Genomic DNA, 20,620 nt, shown 5'->3' with positions numbered 1-20,620 from the left:
GACCCGGGCCCTTGCTGGTCCGGCGCACGGGCCCGCTCCCGGGGGCCGCCGGATCGCGGCGGGGCCCTCCGGGGCCGATGGCCGGTGAGAGGCGGAGCCGTGGAGAGAGGTCTTCCCGCTACGGGAAGCGGCGAGGGGACGGCCGACGGCGGCGGGTTCGTCGGGCGGAGCGCGCACGTGCGGCGGCTGCGACGAGCGCTGCGCGAGGGGCGGAGCCTCACCGTGGTGCGCTCGGCGGCGGGCGCCGGCGCCTCACGCCTGGTGGACGAGGTGCTCTGCGGGGCGGAGTTCGCCGGGTGGACGCACCTGCGCGCGAGGTGCCCCGACGCGGTGGACCCGGCTCCGCTCGGGCCCGTCGCCGACGCGCTGTCCGGGCTGCCGTACGCGGCCCATCCGCCCGGCCTGCCGCTGCCGCCGGTGACCGGGGCCGTGGGCCTGGTCGTACCCGAACTGGCCGACCGGCTGCCGCCGCCCCCGGCGGCGGTCGGCCCCGAGGTCCTGCGGGCGCTGCTGCCACGCGCGGTGGAGGCTCTGCTGGCGGCGCTGGGGGACGTTGTCCTGGTGGTGGAGGACGCACACCACGCGGACCCCGCGACCCTCGGCCTCCTGCGCCACTTGAGGGGTTCGATGCCCAACGGGCTGCGGCTCCTCGTCACCGAGGAGGCCGCGCGCGGGCTGCCGGCCCTCGACGTCCGCGTACCGGAGCGGGTGCGGGTGGAGGAGATCGAGGTCCGACCCTGGACTGCCGAGGAGACAGCGGCATTCGTCCGGTGGTGGCTGGCCGCGGACCCGCGGGGGCGGGGCGAGGAAGAGCACGGACTCGCCCGCGCGGTACACGAGCTGACCGGGGGGCTGCCCGGGGCCGCCGCAGCGCTGCTGCGCGGGGCCGAGGAGCTGCTGCGGACCGGCGACGAGCACGGCACGGGCGCGGCGGACCGGCCGTGGACGACGGACGGCACGGGCGCGGCGGACCGGCCGTGGACGGCGGGAGGGGGCGGTCCGCGCGCGGACGCGGTACTCGCCGCCGTCCGGGAGTGCGGCGTCCCCCCGTACGTGCGGCGGGAGTTGGCCCGCCGGTGCGCCTCGCTCACCGAGGACGCGCGGCGACTCCTCGAAGCGGCGGCGGTCGTCGGGACGGCGGTGCCCGTCGCTGTGCTCGCCGAGGTGGCGGAGATCGCGCCGGGGCGGGCGGAGGCAGCCGTGGACGCCTGCGTACGCCGGTCCGTGCTCACGGCCGACGGACCGTGCCCCGCCTTCCGGCACCCGCTGGACCGCCGTGCCGCGCTGGCGGAGGTGTCCGGACCGCGGCGGGCCCGGCTGAGCCTGCGCGCCGCGCGCGCCCTGCACCGCGGCGGCGACGGTCCGCCGCCGCTGGTCGACCTGGCCCGGCTGTACCGGGCGGCGGGGCGGGTGCGCGAGGGGCTGCGCTGTCTCGTCGTGGCGGCCGACCGGGCCGCCACCGCGGGCGACTACGCCACCGCCACTCGCCTCTACACCCGGGCCGTCGCCGATGACCCGCTGGCGGAAGGCCGGGTCCGCACCGCCGCGAAGCTGGCCCGCACCGCCCAACTGGCCCGCGCGGGCGACGAGGTGGTGGCCGCGGTACGGCGGGTCCTGGACGAGGACGACCCACCGCTGCGGCTGCGCGGTGAGATCCGGCTGCACCTGAGCGTCGTTCTGCGCAACCAGAGCGGAGGGGCCCAGGACAGCCTCAACGAGATCGCCCGCGCCATCCCCGACCTGGAGGAGGCCGATCCGCAGACCGCCGCCCGCGCCATGGCGGTCGCCGCCATCCCCTCCATCAAGGGGTGGCCCATCGGCCGCCACCGGGACTGGCTGGAGCGCTGCGGGGCGCTCGCCGGCCAGGTGACCGACCCGGTGGCCCGGGCCGCCGTCGCCGCCAACCGGGCCACCGCCCTGATGCTGCTCGGCGACCCGCGGGCCTGGGCCGCCGCCCGAACGCTGCGCGGCCCGGCGGGGACCGCGATGGAGGCCGCGCACCACACCCGGGGCTGGGCCAACCTCGCGCACGCGGCGAGCGCCCTCGGCCACGGCGTACGGGCCCGCGGGTTCCTCGACCGGGCCGCCGAGGGACTCGCCGAGACCAGCAGCCCGTATCTGGAAGGGCTCACCCAGACCGCCCGCCTGGTGCTCACCTGGCACGACGGCCGCTGGCGCGGCCTGCACGCGGCCGCCGACCACACCACCCGGCTGTACCAGGAGATACCCGACCTGACCGCGGAGGCCATGCTGGTGCGCGGGCTGACCGCGCTGCACGTGCTCGGCGACGTCCCCCGGGCCCGCCGAGACCTCGCGGAGGCCGCCGGCACCACCTGCTACGACACGGGTTTCGTCCTCACCGCGTCCGCCGCCGCCCTCGCCCGCATCCACCTGGAGGCGGGACGGCCCGGCCAGGCGTGCGACGCCGTGGAGGAGGCCCTGCGCCGGCTGGAGCGGACCGGGGGCTGGGTGTGGGCGGCAGAGGTGCTGCCCATCGCGGTGGAGGCCCTGCACGGCAACGGGCAGACCGGGCGAGCCCACCGGCTCGTCGCCGACTGCGCGGCCGGCGCCGCGGACCGCGACGCGCCCGCGGCCCGTACCGCCCTGACCGTGGGCCGTGCGCTGCTCGCCGAGGCCGAGGGCCGGCGGGGTGAGGCAGCCGGCCTGTTGGCCGATGCGGAGGACCGGTGGCGGCGGCTCGGCCGCCCCTTCGACGCGGCACGGGCCGCGGAGGCCAGTGGGCGCTGCCTGCTCGACGCCGGCGAGGAGGCGGCGGTGGCGGACGTCCAGGAGGTCGTCGAGGTCTACCGGCGCCTGGGCGCCCGCTGGGACGTGGCCCGTTGCCAACGACTGCTGCGCCGCCACGACGTCGTCACCACTCACCGCCGCGGCCGCCTCGGCTACGGCGACCAGCTCTCCCCGCGCGAGCAGGAGGTGGCCCGGCTGGTCGTCCAGGGATGCGCCAACCGGGACATCGCCGAGAGCCTGGTCCTCTCCCCCCGGACCGTGGAGCACCATGTCGCCCGCATCATGCGGAAGTTGAACGCCGCGTCCAGAACCGACATCGTCCTCCGGCCATAGGGCGGCACTCCCCCCTTTCCGGCGCGTGCGCAATGCCCGCCCCGGGGACGACGAACGAGGCACCGCCGACCGAAAGGCACTTCCTGGCGGAATGCACCCGGCAACTCCGCTCCCCCCCCCCCCGACCCGCTCTCCGCCCGTCACCGTACGGCCAGGTGAAAACGCGTTCACAGGGACGGGTCGTTTCAACAATTGCCTCGGCCTCTCTGTGAAATATTGCCCATGTCATGCACCTTGCTAGGCGCAGACGGCTCCGGCCATAGTTCGGAGCGCGGCGAGTCCCTCACTCCCGCCGGGCAGGAATCACCCCCCAACGATGCGCTGTTCGCGCATTTGCGCAATGCCACCCCCTACAGGTTCCTGCTTGCCATTCGGAAGGAATCAACGTGCGTCATACGCGTACATTCAGCCTCGCTGCGGCAGCCGCTCTGCTTTCCGCGTCCGCCGTGCTGGGCAGCCAGACCATGGCCCAGGCACAGGACTCGGCGTCAACTCCGCGCTATCAGCCGGAGATGGTGCGGGCGCTGGCCGCTTCGCTCGGTGTGGACGAGGAGGCCGCGGTCGACCGGCTGGACCGGCAGGAAGCCCAGCAGGCCCGGCTCAAGCGGCTGCAGAGGAGCGGGACGGCCGCCGAGGGCGCCTTCTTCGACGCCTCCGGCACGCTGACGGTCAACGCCACCAGCGCCGCCGACAAGGCAAGAATCCAGCAGGCCGGCCTCGACGCCCGGGTGCCCGCCCGCGGTCAGAGCGAGCTCGACGCGGTCAAGGCGAAGCTGGACGCCCTCGCCGCCAAGCGCGCCCCCTCGGGCGTGGTCGCCTGGTCGGTCGACCTGGCCTCCGACAAGGTCACCGTCAAGGTCAACGACGACCGGGGCGCCGCCGCCAAGGCGTTCCTGGCCGAAGCCGCGAAGCACGGGTCCGCCGTGAAGGTGGAACGACAGCAGGAGAAGCTCGCCCCGCAGGCCGCGATCTACCCCGGCAGCAAGATGACGATCAACAACACCTCCGGATGGTGTTCCGTCGGCTACGGCGCGCGGGACCGGTCGGGCAACCAGTACCTCGTCACCGCCGGCCACTGCGTCGCCAACCTGCCCACCCTGCGCTTCGACGGCACCGCCTTCGCCAAGGGCGTCAAGACCCGCTACGCCCTCGGGACCCGCAGCGTCGACATGGGCATAGCCTCCGTCAACTACGGCCACTCCATCACGACCACCGTCGGCGCCTGGGGCCAGGCCTCCAACGTGGCCGTCCGGGGCAGCAGCCGCGCCGCCTCCGGTGCGGCGCTCTGCAAGTCCGGCGCCACCACCGGCTGGACGTGCGGCGCGGTCGGTTCGTACAACGTCTCCGTCACCTACGTCGACCCGTCCGGCGGCCCGGACACGGTCGTCACGGGCCTCGCCACCTCCAGCGTCTGCACCGAGGGCGGCGACAGCGGCGGCGCCTACATCTCCGGCAACCAGGCCCAGGGCATGACGTCGGGCGGGCCGCTCAACCAGCGCTGCTCCGGCGTCAACTCGCGCGGCTCCTCGTACTTCCAGCCGCTCGACGACACCCTCAGGTACTACGGCCTGACGCTCAACACCAACTGACCCCTTCCGCAACGCCCCCCACAGGCCGCCCACTGGATATGGTGGGCGGCCACCGGCGGCTTCCCGGTCCCCGCCCGGTCCCCGGCCCGTCTTCCGAGAGCCCCCGCGGGGGCCGGCCGGGCCGCCCACGGCCTCCCCGCCCGCTGAGAGACGCCATGCCGAACCCCCAGAGCCCCGACAGCCCGGACGCGACGTTCGCGACCGCCTTCCGGCGAGCCCTGAAGGAGAGCGGCCTCTCGCTGGAACGGGTACGCGGCCACCTCCAGGCCCGCCGGATCACCGTCAGCCTCGCCACCCTCAGCTACTGGCAGGGCGGTCGCAGCCAGCCCGAGAAGCCCGAGTCCCTGCGCGCCGTGGACGCGTTGGAGCCCCTGCTCGGCCTGGAGCGAGGCGCCCTGCGATCGCTGCTGGGCCCCAACCGGCCGCGGGGCTCCGCGCCCCCGCACGACCCGGCCGTCGTCCGCGGCGTCTATGGCGAGAACTCCGACGTCGAGCAGGTACTCGGCGACGCCTTTCCCCATTTCAACGCCGGTCTGCGCCATCTGGTCATCCACGAGACCGTCACCCTGGACGAACACCGCCACATCCGTGAGAGCCACCTCACAGCGGTGGTCAAGGCCATCAGCGACGGCGTCCGGCACATGAGCGTCATCCACTCCCTGGACGCGCCGGACGCCGGGACGATCGACCTCACCGTCCCGTCCGGGCCGGCGCCGCCCGTCCGTTTCCTGCCGGATCTCGGCTGCGTGGCGGCAGACATCCCGCTGGGGCGCCGACTGGCCAGGAACGAGACGGCCGTGGCCGAGTACACGCTGCGGTCGGCTTCCGCCGGAGGCGCCTCCCACCAGCACGAGCGCCGCGTCACCACACCGCTGACCGCGTACGTGCTCCGCGTGCGCTTCCACCCGCGGGCCCTGCCCGCGCACTGCTGGCGCTTCTACAGCAGACAGCTCGGCGCCGAGCCCCAGTACCGCCACCGCGTCCCCCTCGACGCCTTCCACACGACCCATCTGATGCCCACCAAGTGCACACCGGGTGTGTACGGCATCCAATGGGCATGGCCGGAATGAACGGCGGACGTTAAACGGGTATAGGCGTTCCGTCCGCCCCTATGTTCCGCGTCCCGGCCACGGCATACGGTTTTCTCACAGCCGGGTCGCTTCCGGAAACCAGCGGGCCCCATGGGCTCTTGTCCGGAACAACAGGGCCCCGTCACGACAAAGGGCCCTGCCCCCAGAGCACCGCTATTCCTCCGGAACAACCGGAGCCGTTCCGTGACCGGCCAAATTCTTCCGGAACAGCCGGGGCCCCAAGAAACCCGGAGAAGACGGCCCGGCCGCCCGTACCAGCCCATCACACCCTGCGTCGAGACCGAGCAGGGGAGAACGACCGAGGGAGACGGCGTCATGGCCAAGCCCTACTTTCAGGTCAACGTCCCCACCACCCACCGCGCGCAGCCCGGGCGACGGGGGCTGCACGTCTTCACCGGGCCGGCCGACACCGGCCGGGAAGCCGTGCGCCACGCCCGCGCCGCCTGCGAGGCGTCGCTCGCCGCTCAGGCGGCGGGGGCCCCGGCCCCCCGCCGGTACGCGGAGGGCTGGGGCGCCAGAGGCGTCCGCACGGAGTGGGTGTTCGACTGGGCGGCGGCGACGGCGCTTCCCTGGGAGGGCGACGGCCTGTTCGGGAACCGGTCCGTCCTCGCCCATGGGCCCTCCCGGCCGTGACCCACGCGCCGGCGCCACCCGCCGCCCCCGCCCGTCGGTGACGCGCCCCGCCGTCCGGGTCACGGACGGCGGTGAGCGAGATCGTGGCGGGAGAGGGTGCCGGTCTTCCGCATGGCGCGGGCGATGTGCTGCTCGACCGTCCGGGGGGACAGGTGGAGAGTCGCCGCGATCTCCCGGTTCGTCAGCCCTCGTCCCGCGAGTTCCGCCACCTCTTCCTCCCGGGGCGACAGCCGGTCCGCGTGCGAGGGGCGGCCTGGCGGGCGTCCCCGTTTCGCCGGCTGCCGCGTACGCAGCAGGGCCCGGGACCGGGCGGCGTCCCAGACCGCGCCGAGAGCGCTGAACCGCTCGGTGCACTCCTCCAGCCCGGCGATCGCCCGCGCCGCGGAAGCGGACGCCTCCTCGCCCTCCTCGGGGACGGCGCGGGAAGAGGCCCCGTCCCCGTCGCTCCCGCCGGACGAGGGGGGCCTTACGGCCAGCAGGCAGCGGGCCGCGCCTTCGGCGGCGAGGGCTTGGGCGTAGGGCCGGCTCAGGGCCCCGTACGCCGTCGCGGCCTCCCGGTGGAGTCGCGCGGCTTCGTCCTGCCTCCCCTCCTCCTCCGCCAGCGCGGCCCGGCTCCACACGAGGGCGGCTCTGGCGACGGGGACGTCGTGGTCCGCGATGCCCCGGGCGAAGTCCTCCACCATGGCGCGGGCCGCGGCGGTGTCCCCGGCACGGGCCGTGGCTTCCACGGCCCAGGGGGCCAGCTCCGCCGCCCACGCCCAGATGCCCTTCTCCGCCACGGCCGACCACGCCCTACGGGCCTGCTCCGCGGCGGCCGGCACGTCCTGGCGGGCGAGCGCGAGACGGATCAGGGCGCCCGCCGCCGTCGCGGCCAGCGGTGTGGGCATGTTCTCCGCCGCGATGGCGTCCTGTCCGGACAGCCAGCTCACCGCCGCGCCCCAGTCGCCCTGGGCGAGGGCGAGCAGCCCCCGTACCAGACGGGCGTCCCAGGCGATGAAGGGCATGTCGGACGTGGCGCCGACGAACTTCTCGCACTGCTCGGCCAGCCCGGGCCACCGGCCCGCCCACCACTCCAGCAGCAGCAGAGTCCCTCGCGCGGTGTGCTCCGTGTACGGTGCGCCGCTTCTCGCGGAGAGGTCGAGCCCTTCGGCCAGCAGGCCCTGGGCGCGTTCGTAGAAGCCGAGCCAGACCGCGGCGTCGGCGGCGTTGCACAGGCCGCGCGCGGCGTGCCGACGGCACACGGGGTCGGGGCTCTCGGTGGGCAGGGCCTTCACCAGCTCCCACGCGACCCGGTCGCCGCAGCTCATGGCGAGGGTGGCGTGACCGGCGGTCGCCGCGGCGAGCAGCGCCTCGTCCCCGCTCGCGTCGGCCGCAGCCATGGCCTGCCCCAGCCAGCGGCGGTGGACCGCGACCGCGGGCCCCGGCCAGTAGGGCATGGACAGCGCCGCCATCGCCCGGCCGGCCAGGTCGGGCCGGGTCTCCTGGAGCTCGGCCGCCGCGATCTCCAGCTCCCGCCACCCGACGGCGAGCTTGCCGGCCTGGTTGCACAGCATCAGGCCCAGGTCGAGCCTCAGCTCGCCCCGTACGGTCGCGGGCAGCGACGCGTCCCGCACGATCTGCGTCAGCACCTCGACCGTCTGGTCGGAGCGCAGCCCGACGACGGCGCTGCGGGCCAGCAGCGGCGCCAGCCGTGCCCGCGCGTGCGGCGGCACCAGCGAGGAGGCGAGCGCCTGTTCCAGCAGGCTGATCGCGCCCTGGTGGCGGCCCGCCTCCGCGGCCCCCCGGGCCGCCTTCTCCACCGCCCGCAACCAGGCGGGCCCCCCGCCGGCGGCCCTGCGGTGCCCGGCCACGGCGAACCACGGCACCGGCTGCCGCCGGGCCAGCACCTCGCCCGCCCGCTGGTGCATCTCCTGGCGCACCGGGCCGGGCACGGACGCGTGCACGGCGGGAGCGGCGAGCGGGACCGGGAGCCCGTAGCAGCCCTCGTCCCGTTCGGTCAGCGCCGCGCCCGCCACCGCGGCCATCAGGGCTTCCCTCCCCTCTGCGGGCCCGAGCCCCGACACCTCGACGAGCTCGCGCCGCGTGGAGGGCGCGTCGAGGACGGCGGCCGCCCAGACGATCGGCCGCAGCCCCGGGGGGAGCGCCCAGATCCGGTCCAGGAGCAGTTCGGACAGGCGGACCGGCACACCGGCCGCGTCCACGTCGCGGGCCGTGCGGGCCTGTCCGGAACCCTTCCGCACGATGGTGAGCAGGTCGGTCACCACCTGGGGCACGCCGCCGGAGCGCTCGTACAGCCGGCCGGCCGCTTCGGCCGTGACGCCGTCGCCCAGGGCGTCCGCCGCCGCCCGGCGGACGCGGGCCTCGCCCCATGGCTCCAGCCGGTACCTCAGTACCGTCAGTTCGGGCGGGTACACCACCGCCGGGGCGCCCAGGAGCAGGCCGTGCGGGGGGATGTCCTCCGGACGGTAGGCGAGCACGGCCACCAGGCCGGGCCACGGCCTCTCCACCACACGGCGGAGACGGCGCTGCTCCTCCTCGTCCGCCCGGTGGACGTCGTCCACCAACAGCAGGTGCGTCCCCAGAGGCGGCTCCGCCTCCGGCCGCGCCCCGGGGTCCCCGCACTGCCACAGCTGGCGGACCGCGTCGGCCGCCTGCGGCGACGCACCGAGCTCCCTCAGCAGGTGGCTCTTGCCCATCCCGGCGACGCCCTCCACCAGCACGAGCAGCGGGTCCGCTCCAGCGGCGGCCAGGGCGTCGAACACGACCTGCCGAACACATCCGCGCGTCGTGTCCACGGCGCCCTCCTCGCTCTCCGCCCCCGCTCCTTGCTCCTGCCACCGGCGGTCCGGGGCGGGGGAAGACCCTTCTGACCAGAACAGTAAGCCTCCCGGGCCCCGGGGGCCGAACGCTCGTTCCAGGGGCGCACGGGCCCGCGGAGCGACCGAGAAGCGGGCCCGCCCGGCCACGGAAGACCGGGGGCGGTCGCGGGGGCGGCGCCGGGGGCGGTCGCACGGCCCCCTCGGGGGCGCCCACGCGCCGGGGCCGCTCGTACGGGCCCGGCGCCGGCCGGCGTCCGCGCGGCCCTGGACAGCACGGCGGCGGACACCGCCCGCCCCGGACAGGGCTGCGGCCACCGGCTGCCCGGCGCTGGGCACGGGCGCCTTCCCCCTGCCCGGCGCCGGGCGGGCCCCCGGACGCACCCGGGCACGCGGACGCGAGCTTCCGGACCGGCACGCGCCGCGGAGCGCGCGTGCCACCGGCTGCCGGGAGACAGGGCGCGGTGCCTCCGGCTGGGACGACCGGGGGCGGTGCGCACAGCTGGGTCCGCATGCCCGTGCACGGTGCCGGCTGCCGGAGACGGCCGGTCAGGGACCCGTACGAGGCTCCCCGCCCGGCCGCCCGGCCGACCGACGCCAGGAACCTATGCGGCCGGGGCCCGCGGCGAATAGCAGGGCAGCGGATCTCCGGATACGCAATCAACGCACCGGGCAGGCGCCGCACGTCCCCTCCGGCCGCCGGGCGGACCCCGCGCAGGCGTCGGGCGAAAGGCGGATACCTTGGGGACCGGCCCCGGACACCGGTCCCGAAACGGTCTCCCGGCGCGCGTCCCGACACCGGGTCGTCGCCGCGTGCCCGTCCCCCCGCCCCCGCTCCCCCGCCGCTTCCCCCTGCTCGCCCGGACCACAGAGGAGTGCCGTCGTGCCCGACACCGCCGTCTCCGATCCCGCTCACGCCGCCGACCGCACACCGGTGTCCCCGGCGCCCCACCGGTTCCGCGCCGTACTCGACCGCGTCGCGGAGGAGGTGGCCGCCCTGCCCCACCGCGGGAGCCCGGCGGACTACATCCCCGTACTCGCCGACGGCGACCCGCGGCGTTTCGGCATGGCCGTGGCGGAGCTGGACGGCACGGTCTACGGCGTCGGGGACTGGCGGCAGCCCTTCTCGGCCCAGTCCATCACCAAGGTCTTCGCGCTGGCCCTGGTGCTCTCGCTGGACGGCGAGGGGATGTGGCAGCGCGTGGGCCGCGAACCGTCGGGCGACCCGTTCAACTCCCTGGTGCAACTGGAGTACGAGAACGGCATCCCCCGCAACCCCTTCATCAACGCCGGCGCCCTGGTCGTCACCGACCGCCTCCAGGCCCTGACGGGGGACGCGGCCGGCCGGCTCCGCGAAGTGCTGCGCACCGAGAGCGGCAACCCGGCTCTCGACTTCGACCCGCAGGTCGCCGCCTCCGAAGCGGCGCACGGCGACCGCAACGCGGCGCTGGCCCACTTCATGGCCTCGTACGGCAACATCGTCACCCCGGTCCCCGAGCTGCTCCCCGCGTACTTCCAGCAGTGCTCCATCGAAGCCTCCTGCGCGGACCTGGCCCTGGCCGCCGGCTTCCTCGCCCGGCACGGCATCCGTGCGGACGGTTCCGCGCTGCTGACCCGCAGCCAGGCCAAGCAGATCAACGCCGTGATGCTGACCTGCGGCACGTACGACGCGGCCGGAGAGTTCGCCTACCGCGTGGGCCTGCCGGCCAAGAGCGGCGTCGGCGGCGGCATCGTCGCCGTGGTGCCCGGGGTCTGCACCCTCTGCGTCTGGAGCCCGGGGCTCGACCGGCGCGGCAACTCGGTCGCCGCCATGGCCGCGCTCGACCGCTTCACCACCCTGACGAACCTGTCCATCTTCTGACCGGCCTGCCGCGGACGAACAGACGAGCGCGGCGCCCCAGGGCCCTCGTGCTGGAGCAGGCCGTGAGCGAACACGTCGTCCTCGGGGCTGCGGCGGTGGTCACGGGTGTACGACGTGGTGCGTCCCGCTCCGCGGGGCCGCGCGGTCAGGGGGTCCGGTCGTACGTCCAGCATCCGGCCAGGGCCTGCTCGACCTGCTGGGCCAGCTCGGTGAGCCGGGCGTGTTCGGCGGCGTGGAAGTCCTGATCGGCGGTAGTGGAGCGCAGCCGGTCGAGTACGGCGACGATGGGCGGGTGCTGATCGGGCGGGGTGTTCCAGGCGAGTTCGCGCAGGAGCATCGAGACACGGGCCAGGACCGCGGGTTCGGCAGCGCCGTAGCGCAGGGGTTGCGTCACGGCGAGATCGAGGAGGTCCCCCAGGTCCGGGCGTCGCAGGACGACCCTGACCCGGTGGTGGTCGTCGGTCAGCACCCGGGGGCCGGGGCCGCGGCGTGCCAGCTCGCACAGCAGCGCGGAGGAGTGGGACAGGGCGTGGACAGCGGTGGTCGGGTCGTTGATCCCGGGGGAGAGCGCCTTGGCGATGATGTCGGTGAGCTGGCGGAGCCCGAAGGCGACGTCCTGGGCCTCGGTGCGTTCGGCGCCCGTGTGGACCGCTTCCGCGGCTTCGCGGACCAGCCCGCTACGGGTCTCGGGAGCGAAGGACCCCCCTGACAGGGGCCAGGCGGCTCCCATGGGCGTGCCGGTGATCAGGGAGCTGCCGGGGTGGCGGTCGATGAACAGGACGGCGTCGGCCTCGACAGCTGCTTCCAGGAGGGCTTCCTCGTCCACGGCGGTCAGGAAGCCGGGCGTCCGGACGGGCAGGGGCAGCGCGTCGGCGGGCGGTTCCGGTGGCACGGCCGGGCCACCGACGGGCGCGCTCTCGGGGAGAAGCCGGCGCATGGTGCGGTCGGCGGCCGAGTGGACGCTGTGCATCATCGTCTCCACCCGGATCTCGCGTGCCAGGTGGGACAGGAACAACACCAGGCCGAGCACGCTGGCCAGGGTGAGGAGGAACGCCACGGTGACCGAGACCTGCGGAACGAACATGACACGTCCGTCGTCGCCGGTCCGCACGGTGCGCAGGACGGTCAGCGCGTAGGTGAACGTCGCGAGAAACAGCGCCAGGGTCGTCTGGACGTACCGGTCCGCGGTGAACGTGCGCAGCAGCCGCGGGGAGAACTGGCTGCTCGCGAGTTGCAGCGTCACCACCGTGAGGGAGAAGGTCAGCGCGGTGACACTGATCAGGGAGCCGGCGATCGCCTCCAGCACGGTACGCGCGGCGCCCGCGCCCCCTCCGAACAGGTAGTCCTTCAGCCAGGGCGGGATGTCGTGCTGAATCCGCGCGTCGAGCCGGGGCAGCCCCACACCCGCGGCGACGGCGGCCACGACACCGAGCGTCGGCAGCGGCCACAGCTGCGCGCGGACCGTGTCACCCATCGGCGAGGACGGCGGGGAACGCGGCTCGGGCCGGGAGGCCGGGCCCCCCTGCGGAGCGGAGAGGCCGCACGGCCCGAGACGGTACGTACGAGACCCGTGCCGCTCGGCCCTCAGCCCGGACGAAGCGGAGTGAAGGGGCGTGCGGACCAGTGACGACTTCTCGCACGGCCACGCGGACCGAGGCGCCGGGCGAGGGACGCGTGCCCGCGAGGACCGACTGCTGCGGTTGCCTGAGAACTGCTATGACGCGCCCCCTCGGGGAGATGTGACGACGGCACTGCCACCATGCGCTCGACCGTGCGCTTCCGGCCGACGCCACACCGCGAGCACGCCCAGGGCCCCTCGGAAGCCCGAGCCGAACTCCGCGAAGTCCCGGGAGTTCCGTGCGACATCCCGCTTCACCTCCTGACCGAGCTGACGGAACGGGAAAGGGACCCGTCCGGCGCAGGGCAGCGGCGACTGGTCCGCGGTGGGTGGGGCGAGCCCGCTCCTGTCGCGCACACCCTCAGCCATGGCCTGAGGCAGGAGGCCACGACGGTGGGCCGGGCGGCGGTGGGGCCCAGCGGGCTGTACACCTGGCAGGCTTGGAGGGCGGCCACCCAGGCCATGGAGACGTTGCCGGCCTTCACGTGGAGTTCGGCCAGGTTGCAGGAGACCGAGCCCAGTGCCGCCCGGTCCTGGTCGCCTCGTCCGGCCCGGGCGACCGTGACCGCGTGACGGCTGGCCCCCTGCCAGTGGCGCGGGGCAAGGGCCCACTGGCCGCGGGCCATCGCGTGATCACCGCGTTGGATGCTGGTGCTGACTGTCCGCCGTTCGCCGTCGAGGGATCGCCGGCCCATCGCTCCTCCTCGTCGCGGCGTGAGCCGCTCACGTGGTGACTCGCGACCCTCGGGGTCACACGGTGTGCCCGTGACGCTGCCTCTCGCATCCGTGTGGCGGAAGGTGCTGAGCACGGTGAGCACCTCGGAGCTCAGGGAGCCCGGAAGTGCGTGGCCGGTCTGTCTCACGGTGCGCTGCCGGAACGCGGCCCAGCATCTGGTGCGGCGTCTGCGTTCCGGGGGCGCCTCGGCTCCCTCCCCGCGGAAAGCAGGTGCGAGTACGTCACGAGCATTGACTTCCCTGCTGCCAACTACCGCCGTGCAGCCACGACTTCGGGCTACGCTTTTGACGGAATGCCATCGCGTGAAGAGCCGTCGGCGCCGGGCGCCCATCGTGAGTACCAGGGGCTTTCCGGCTTGCGGCCGAGGACGGGTGCACGGACGGGGCGGAAAAGAGCCGACACACTCGAACGGAGATGATCTCGTGCTCGAAGAGACAGCGGCGGTTCTCGCGATGTCCGGAGCGACGACTCTCGTCGCGGCCATGGCGACCAGCGCCTGGGACGGGGCCAGAGGCGGTGCCCTGCGGTTGTTCGGCCGCGGGGACGCCGCCGACACCGCCGAACTGGGAACGCAGCTCGACGCCGATCAGTCCGTGGTGGTGAGGTCGCCCGAGGCGGACCGCGTGCGCGAGGCACTCGTCCCCTTCTGGTCCGCGCAGCTGAGGATGCTGCTGGTACGTCATCCCGAAACGGCCGGCGAACTGCGCGCCCTGGTGACGGCGGTGAGCCAGGAACTGCCACGCGACGGCCGGCACGGGGTGCAGAACGTCACCGCGCGCGAGCAGGGCCAGGTGAACGCCGCCATGTTCGGGAACGTGGTCGTCCATCCGACGGCCGCGCCTGGTGCTGTTCCTCCGCCACGCACACGTGGGGCCGAGGACGCGGAGGCAGAGGGCGCAGGAGGCGCGCCCTGACCGGGACGCCGGACCCCGTGCCGGGCAGCCCCGGGCCTGGCAGCCCGTCGGGATCGGAGTCCGGGTGGCCGCAGGCGGTCCAGAACGTGCACGTGGAAAGCGGTTACGGCTTCGGCGTCATCGGTGCGGACATCCACGTCTTCGGTGCGGGTGTCCCGCTGTACGTCCTGGAGGTGTGGGCTTCGCCGCCTCCGGCCGATCCCGCGTTCCTCAGGGAGCTGCCCAGCCGCATGCTCAACGCGCGCTTCGGGGTCGTACCCTTCACCGGCCGGCACGCCGAACTCGCCGAGCTACAGCAGTGGCGTGACGTCGGACCGCGCCTCGCGGTCCGCTGGCTGCACGCTCCGGGTGGCCAGGGCAAGACGCGGCTCGCCGACGAGTTCGCCGCCGCCAGCGTCGAGGAGGGCTGGAAGGCGGCTGCCGCCACCCACGGACCTGGCACGGTACTGCCCGGGCCGGGCAGCCAGGACCTGCGGCTGGACGGTGCGGCCGGCCTGCTTCTCGTGGTGGACTACGCGGACCGTTGGCCCCTGTCCCATCTCACCTGGCTGATGAGCAACGTGCTGCTGCACCGTCCCGGCGTACGGACCCGGGTGCTCATGCTCGGGCGCGGCGCCGAGGGGTGGCCGGCAATGCGCGCGGCGCTCGGCAACCACCAGGCCGGCACCTCCTCGCAGCAGTTGACGCCGCTGGCACGGAGCGGCCCCGGTGGCACGGCGGGCGGGCACCGTAACGAGATGTTCCAGGCGGCGCGCGCCGCATTCGCCTCCTGTTACGGCGTCTGTCTGGACACCGGTGCCCCACCCGCCCTCGACGACCTCGATTTCGGCCTGACGCTGACCGTCCACATGGCCGCCCTCGTCGAGGTCGACGCCCGGGCCGCGGGGACGCGCCCGCCACACGGGCTGGAGGCGCTGACCGTCTACCTCCTCGACCGTGAGCACCTGCACTGGGAGAACCTGTACGGGGACAGCGCTCCCCGGCTCGGTCCGCCCGAGCAGGACCCTCCGACACCGCCGAGCGTGATCAACAGGACGGTGTTCGCCGCCGCGCTGACCGGTCCCAGCAGCGTCCCGACGGGCGTCCAGGCCCTGCGGGCGGCGGGCGTCCCCGGCGACGCCCACCGGGTGCTCGCCGACCACGCCCGCTGCTATCCGCCCGCGGACCCGGACCGGGGGACCGTCCTGGAGCCGCTGTACCCCGACCGGCTGGCGGAGGACTTCCTCGCCCTGACCCTCCCCGGGCACCGGGCCGATTATCCGGCGCGCGACTGGGCGGGCCCGACCACGTCCGCGTTGCTGGAACGGGCGGGCGCGCAGGCGGCCGTGCCCTGGGCTCCTCGCGCCGTCACCTTCCTCGCCTCCGCCGCCGCCCGGTGGCCGCATGTAGGCACCGGCCGGCTCTATCCGATGCTGGTCGCCGACCCTCGTCTGGCCATGGAAGCGGGCAACTCCGCTCTTGTCCTGCTCGCGGGCCTGGCGGACATCGGACCCCAGGTACTGGCGGCCGTCGCCTCCGCCTTCCCGGAGCACCGGGTCATCGACCTCGACCCCGGGATCGCCAGGATCTGCCAACGGCTCGCCCCCCACCGGCTCGCCGTCGCACGGGGGCCCGCCGAGCGGGCCCGTGTCCACGACCTGCTCGGGGCCCGGCTCTTCCACGCCGGACTGCACGACGAAGCCCTGCGGGCCACCGGGACAGCCGTGCTGTTGTGGGCGGACCTGGAACGTCACGACCCGGGCTCCCACCGGCAGGACTACGCCGCCGCACTGAGCGACCTGTCGCTGCGGCTGTCCAACGTCGGCCGCGACGACGAAGCCGTGCGGCCCGCGCAGCGCGCGGTCCTCGCCCGCCGCCTCCTGGCCCGGGCCGAGCCCGCCGCCCACGAGGCCGCGCTCGCGACGGCGCTGAACACCCTCGGCTCCGCCCTGGCGGGGCAGGGCGGCCGTGTCGAGGCCCTCGGGCGGCACCGGGAGGCGGTGTCGATCTACCGCCGACTGGTACGGGACCGGCCGTCCGAGCACGAACCCGGCCTCGCCGAGAGTCTCAACGGTCTGGCTGTCGCCTCGGCACGCGTCGGGCGTCGTCGCAAGGCCCTGGCACTCCAGCGCGAGTCGGTGGAGATCTACCGCCGTCTGAGCCGAGCCGCCCCCGCCCTCTACGATGCGGACCTGGCCAGCGCCCTGCACAACCTGGCCGTCTGCCACAGCACCAGGAATCGGACGCGCCAGGCCGCGGAGACCGAGCACGAGGCACTGGAGATACGGCGTCGGCTCGCGCGGAGCAACCCCGCCTCCATGGCCCCCGAACTCGCGGGCTCCTACAACAACCTCGCCCACTACCTGATGCGCCTGGGCGACCGCACCGCGGCGCTCGCGATGGCGGAACACGCCGTGGAAATGTACCGGCACCTGCTGCACGAACGCCCCATCGCACTGCACGGCCACTACCACCGCATGCTGCATGGACTGACGGGCATGCTCAACGCTCCCCGTGCCCCGCGGTTCGCCGATGAGCCGGCCTCTCGGGAGGCGGCCACCGCACACGTCTCCTTCCGAGGGGCCCCACGATGAACGAAGCCGGCATGCAACGCCTGGCCGGTCTTCTCGGCCTCTCCCTGGGAGCCGTGGGAGGCGCCCTCCTGGACGGCGGAACCGGTGCGGTCATCGGCGCGTTCGTGGGGCGCTTCGCAGCAGCGGATTTGCTGGGCGGCCTCCTCCTGCTGATGGAAGCACCCTCGCTACGCCGGAGAACAGCACCCGGCAGCATGGACAGAGAAGCCTTGGCTCTGGGCGCCCGCGGGGCCTGGGGGCTCGTTCTGACGGGAGCCGCGGCGTGCGGGGGCGCCCTGCTCGGCCACCGCCTCGGAACGACGGACTTCGCCCAGGCGGCCGGCGTGTTCGTCGGGATGGCGCTGGGCTGCTCGGTGGCCACCGTCGTCGCCAAGACGTTCACCGCCGTCAGAATCGTGGAGGGGGTGGTCGTCTCGCTGTCCCGGCTGTTCGTAGGGGCGGTCGTGTGGGCTCTGCACACGCTGTGGACGGGGCCCGTCTCGGCTCTGGTGGGGATACTGCTGGGCCTCATCGTGGTGACCGTCGTCGGAGCCCTGTGCTTCGCGGAACGCCCCGGCTACTGACCGGGCCTCCGCCGAGAGCACGGGGAAGGGCAGCGACCCGTCCCGCCCCTGTTGCGAGAGGGAGGAGCACCGGTCCTCCCTGAACCGACACGCGAGGGAGCTGATCGCCGGGGCCCGTCTCTCCCCGAAGACGGGGGCGCCCGCATGTACCGTCCGGGCCGCGGTCGGCTCCTGATGGGGCGGCCTCGGTGGGCGGGTGCTCATTCCAGCCGCCTGGCTGGAGCCACGAAGCGCCGGTGACGGGGGGCGGCAGGTCCTACGCGGTCACCCATGGCGTCCTTGCTCCTCCCATTGGCTTTGGGAGCCTTATTCGTTCCCCATCGCCCCGCAGTCCTGCACGAACGCCTCGGCCTGGTCGTCGGCCTCCTACCGAGTGGCCGCCTGCTCCGCAGGGCAGCCTGAGGAACCGAGCCAGTTGCCTTTTCAAGGGCAGTTCAGGCCACGATCTCACGTGCAACGGTGCCGATTCGAGGGCGAAACCTACGCCACCAACAGGCCGACCTGCCCATCCCTGCGGCGCGCCCTGCCCCCTTGCACACCCGAGGAACGCCAGCCGGACACACCGGCCCGCGACGCCCGACCGAGGGGTGACCCCGGCCCCCAGCACGGCGCGGGTGATCAGGGGTGATGACAGGTGACGAAGAACCGGGTCATCCAGCACTGATCCAGCACGGGAAAGACTCAGGGGCCCGACCTCTGAAGGTCGGACCCCATGTGACCTGCGTATTCGCCAGATCCGCTAAGCGGTGCTGAGTCACCCGCTACACGTTGAAGCGGAACTCCACCACAACCACTCTGACCTGCGGTTATGCAGGCGCATCCCAGCACCATCCCAGCACGGGATTCGCTGCAGAGTACAAGAAGATCCAGAAGCGCCAAGACTACGCATCAACGTCCGCCTCCGGATACAGGCCGCGCAGCACTCCAGACGCTGTAATAGTTTCTGTACTAGACTTGTGGCCATGAAGTCACCCCGCCCCGGCGGCACGGAGAACATCTCCGTGTCGATGCCGTCGGACCTCCTCGGTGCTCTGCGCACCCGTACCGGCAAGCGCGGCGTGTCCGCGTACGTGACGGCGGCGGTCCGGCATCAGCTCGCCATGGACGGCCTCGCCGAGATCGTGGCCGCCTACGAAGCCGAGCACGAGCCGCTGAGCGAGGCCGAAGTCCAGGCCGCGCAGAGCGAACTGTTCGGTGACGCACCGGCCCCCTACGCATCGAACGACAGCGCCGCATGAAGGAGCCTGCGGCCAGGTCCCTGGTGCTCGACTCCCAGGCGCTGTCGCTGCTGCTGCGCAACGATCGCCTGATGATCACCCGGATCGAGGCTGCTCGGCGCGTGGGTGTACCCGTTCTCGTGTCGGCCCTGACGGTGGTGGAAGCCGTCTACGGGAAGACGGATACCGCCCGACTGCGCTGGCTGCTCTCCCGCCTTCAGGTCCAGGACGTCACCCAGGCGGACAGTCTCACCGCGGTGCCGCTGCTGAGCGACGCCGGTGGCCTGCACGGCCACAAGTACGCCATCGACGCCCTCGTGGCCGCGATGGCGCTCCGCTCCTCTGCGCCCGTTCTCGTTCTGACCTCGGATCGCGACGACTGGTCGAAGCTGTGCGGCGACCGAGTACAGATCAAGGATGTCTGAACTCGGCATCTACTCAGCTTGAATCCACCTACTGATCGACTGCTGCTTCGTAGAAGGCGTCCGCGAGAGCAAGGATGATCGAGTTGATGGTCGGCCCATCGGTGGTGAGGAAGTAGTCAGCCGAATCTGTCCCTAAAACTGATTACCACCCGTCGAGCGACACGTCACGCTCCCCAACGAAATACCGGCGCAGGGCCATGTGCGTGGTATCCACGAAGGCATCGGGAATGGCGTCGCCGTCGACCCAGCGAACCTGGGAGTGCTTGCGGGGTTCGCGGTTCTCGGGTTCGCCGGTCCATTCGTGGGCTGCGAAGACGACGGTGAGGAAGCCGTTGGGGGCTTCGACGCCCCAGGCTCCGTGGATGATGTGGGCGACCTTGAGGGACTCGGGCTTCACGGTGAGACCGGTCTCCTCGTAGAGCTCGCGGACCGCGGTTTCGGTGATGGGCTCGCCCGGCTCGCTCTTGCCGACCGGCAGGTCCCACTTGCCCTGGGCGAACTTGGCGTTCTCGCTGCGCTGGAGAAGGACGACGCGGTTGGTGGCCTTGTCGTGGACGATGACGGCCGCGACCAGCAGCGTCATCGATTCGAGCGCCGGCTTGAGGGCCGGGGGTCGGTTGTCGGCCTGCTGGGCCACGGGGTTCCCTCCGTCGGGCGGGTCGTTGGGCATGCTAGGCGAGGGCCTCGCGGGCTCGGCGGGCGAGATCGGCGGCACCGGGGACGCGGCGGCGCTGGTAGATCGCGAGCGTGGAGCGGATTGAGGTGATGGCCTTGCGCGTGCGGTCGGAGGCCATGCCTTCCATGAGGATCAGCGCCTGGGTCCAGGCGGCGACAGCTTCGTCGGCGCAGGCCTGGGCGGCGAGGCTGTCGCCGAGGTCGGCGTGGGTGAGGGCGTGGACGCGCTTGTACTTCTCCGGGTCCCAGCGGGTGAGCGCGTCACGGTGCTGCTGTTCCGTTCCGATGTGGTCGGCGAGGTCGGTCAGCGTGCGGGCCGTGTGGCTGGCCACGGTGTCAGCGGCGGGGCCGCTGACGCGGGAGAAGCTGGGCTGGGGACCGTCCTCGCGCAGGAGGGCGTCTTCGGCGGCGAGCAGAGCACGAGCGGCCAATGGGTTCTCGCCGACGGCTGCGCAGGCGCGGGCATGCGTGATGTGGAGGAGCGCTTCGGTCTGGCCGTCCACGTGGCCGAGGCCGCGGGCGAGCGCGCCTTTGACGAGGTCCACGCAGTGGTGGGGTTGCTTGAGGCTGAGGGACTGATGGGCGAGGGCGCGCATCATCCAGGCGGGGGTCTGTCAAACGAGCGGCGTAGCCGCTCCCCCGCGTGCCGGACTCATCCAGCACGCTGCGGACTCTGTGCGCACAACAAAGGCCGCCCAACCCGCTCCGTCGCAGGTCAGACGGCCTCTCGCCGAACGTATTAGACGTTAAAGCGGAATCTCTGTCGTAGAGCTCCCACCTGCGGAAACGTGCCGATGAAGGGGGTCCTCCCAGCACGATCCCAGCACG

Annotated in this window: 14 protein-coding genes and 1 pseudogene; 10 read left to right on the top strand and 5 right to left on the bottom strand. The window is 73.6% G+C overall.

The window, feature by feature from the left end:
* The first annotated feature begins 99 nt into the window (after positions 1-99).
* From V9U70_RS21055 to V9U70_RS21040, 4 genes are all read left to right on the top strand, one after another.
* The gene (locus tag V9U70_RS21055) at positions 100-3,081 is read left to right on the top strand and encodes a LuxR C-terminal-related transcriptional regulator (RefSeq protein WP_336677427.1); all 2,982 of its coding nucleotides are present in this window, start codon (positions 100-102) and stop codon (positions 3,079-3,081) included.
* 386 nt (positions 3,082-3,467) lie between these two features.
* The gene (locus V9U70_RS21050; protein WP_336677425.1) at positions 3,468-4,670 is read left to right on the top strand and encodes a S1 family peptidase; all 1,203 of its coding nucleotides are present in this window, start codon (positions 3,468-3,470) and stop codon (positions 4,668-4,670) included.
* A 155-nt stretch (positions 4,671-4,825) separates the two neighbouring features.
* Positions 4,826-5,740 carry a helix-turn-helix domain-containing protein gene (locus tag V9U70_RS21045; protein WP_336677424.1) on the top strand — a complete coding sequence of 305 codons (915 nt, stop codon included), beginning with the start codon at positions 4,826-4,828 and terminating at the stop codon, positions 5,738-5,740.
* A gap of 336 nt (positions 5,741-6,076) precedes the next feature.
* Positions 6,077-6,394, top strand: a complete 318-nt coding sequence (locus V9U70_RS21040) for a hypothetical protein (protein WP_336677422.1) — start codon at positions 6,077-6,079, stop codon at positions 6,392-6,394.
* 59 nt (positions 6,395-6,453) lie between these two features.
* On the opposite strand, the gene V9U70_RS21035 is transcribed toward V9U70_RS21040, so the two are convergent.
* A complete protein-coding gene (locus V9U70_RS21035; protein ID WP_336677421.1) occupies positions 6,454-9,189 on the bottom strand; it encodes a helix-turn-helix transcriptional regulator in 2,736 nt (911 codons plus the stop codon).
* Positions 9,190-10,144: 955 nt separating this feature from the next.
* Between V9U70_RS21035 and V9U70_RS21030 the strand changes: the two genes are divergently transcribed.
* A complete protein-coding gene (locus V9U70_RS21030; protein ID WP_336677540.1) occupies positions 10,145-11,071 on the top strand; it encodes a glutaminase in 927 nt (308 codons plus the stop codon).
* Positions 11,072-11,216: 145 nt separating this feature from the next.
* Here V9U70_RS21030 and V9U70_RS21025 read toward each other — a convergent pair whose 3' ends face one another.
* Positions 11,217-12,545, bottom strand: a complete 1,329-nt coding sequence (locus V9U70_RS21025; RefSeq protein ID WP_336677419.1) for a DUF2254 domain-containing protein — start codon at positions 12,543-12,545, stop codon at positions 11,217-11,219.
* Positions 12,546-12,943: 398 nt separating this feature from the next.
* The gene (locus V9U70_RS21020; protein WP_336677417.1) at positions 12,944-13,384 is read right to left on the bottom strand and encodes a hypothetical protein; all 441 of its coding nucleotides are present in this window, start codon (positions 13,382-13,384) and stop codon (positions 12,944-12,946) included.
* A gap of 463 nt (positions 13,385-13,847) precedes the next feature.
* Here V9U70_RS21020 and V9U70_RS21015 point away from each other — a divergent pair, with 463 nt between their 5' ends.
* The 5 genes from V9U70_RS21015 (at position 13,848) to V9U70_RS20995 (ending at position 19,117) form a co-directional block, all read left to right on the top strand.
* The gene (locus V9U70_RS21015) at positions 13,848-14,339 is read left to right on the top strand and encodes a hypothetical protein (RefSeq protein WP_336677416.1); all 492 of its coding nucleotides are present in this window, start codon (positions 13,848-13,850) and stop codon (positions 14,337-14,339) included.
* An 86-nt stretch (positions 14,340-14,425) separates the two neighbouring features.
* On the top strand, positions 14,426-16,912 hold the full coding sequence (locus tag V9U70_RS21010; protein WP_336677414.1) for a tetratricopeptide repeat protein: 2,487 nt from the start codon (positions 14,426-14,428) through the stop codon (positions 16,910-16,912).
* Entirely contained in the window at positions 16,909-17,475 is a 567-nt protein-coding gene (locus V9U70_RS21005; protein ID WP_336677412.1) for a hypothetical protein, read from the top strand. Before V9U70_RS21010 ends, V9U70_RS21005 begins: the two co-directional genes overlap by 4 nt.
* A 962-nt stretch (positions 17,476-18,437) precedes the next feature.
* Positions 18,438-18,713 carry a hypothetical protein gene (locus V9U70_RS21000; RefSeq protein WP_336677411.1) on the top strand — a complete coding sequence of 92 codons (276 nt, stop codon included), beginning with the start codon at positions 18,438-18,440 and terminating at the stop codon, positions 18,711-18,713.
* Positions 18,710-19,117: a PIN domain-containing protein gene (locus V9U70_RS20995; protein WP_336677410.1), complete on the top strand. Its 408-nt coding sequence runs from the start codon at positions 18,710-18,712 to the stop codon at positions 19,115-19,117. Before V9U70_RS21000 ends, V9U70_RS20995 begins: the two co-directional genes overlap by 4 nt.
* A gap of 142 nt (positions 19,118-19,259) precedes the next feature.
* Here V9U70_RS20995 and V9U70_RS20990 read toward each other — a convergent pair whose 3' ends face one another.
* Together V9U70_RS20990 and V9U70_RS20985 are read right to left on the bottom strand one after the other, a co-directional pair.
* Positions 19,260-19,787, bottom strand: a complete 528-nt coding sequence (locus V9U70_RS20990; protein WP_336677408.1) for an NUDIX domain-containing protein — start codon at positions 19,785-19,787, stop codon at positions 19,260-19,262.
* A gap of 1 nt (position 19,788) precedes the next feature.
* Positions 19,789-20,397: pseudogene (locus V9U70_RS20985) on the bottom strand (hypothetical protein); the annotation flags it as partial.
* Positions 20,398-20,620: the final 223 nt, after the last annotated feature.

Source organism: Streptomyces pratensis (assembly GCF_037137275.1).
Taxonomy (GTDB): domain Bacteria; phylum Actinomycetota; class Actinomycetes; order Streptomycetales; family Streptomycetaceae; genus Streptomyces; species Streptomyces pratensis_B.
This window is presented reverse-complemented; position numbering and strand designations above follow the sequence as displayed.

Coding starts and splice junctions, on each gene's coding strand:
- V9U70_RS21045 (WP_336677424.1), top strand. CDS start 4,826: ATGCCGAACCCCCAGAGCCCCGACAGCCCGGACGCGACGTTCGCGACC.
- V9U70_RS21040 (WP_336677422.1), top strand. CDS start 6,077: ATGGCCAAGCCCTACTTTCAGGTCAACGTCCCCACCACCCACCGCGCG.
- V9U70_RS21025 (WP_336677419.1), bottom strand. CDS start 12,545: ATGGGTGACACGGTCCGCGCGCAGCTGTGGCCGCTGCCGACGCTCGGT.
- V9U70_RS21020 (WP_336677417.1), bottom strand. CDS start 13,384: ATGGGCCGGCGATCCCTCGACGGCGAACGGCGGACAGTCAGCACCAGC.
- V9U70_RS21005 (WP_336677412.1), top strand. CDS start 16,909: ATGAACGAAGCCGGCATGCAACGCCTGGCCGGTCTTCTCGGCCTCTCC.
- V9U70_RS21000 (WP_336677411.1), top strand. CDS start 18,438: ATGAAGTCACCCCGCCCCGGCGGCACGGAGAACATCTCCGTGTCGATG.
- V9U70_RS20995 (WP_336677410.1), top strand. CDS start 18,710: ATGAAGGAGCCTGCGGCCAGGTCCCTGGTGCTCGACTCCCAGGCGCTG.
- V9U70_RS20990 (WP_336677408.1), bottom strand. CDS start 19,787: ATGCCCAACGACCCGCCCGACGGAGGGAACCCCGTGGCCCAGCAGGCC.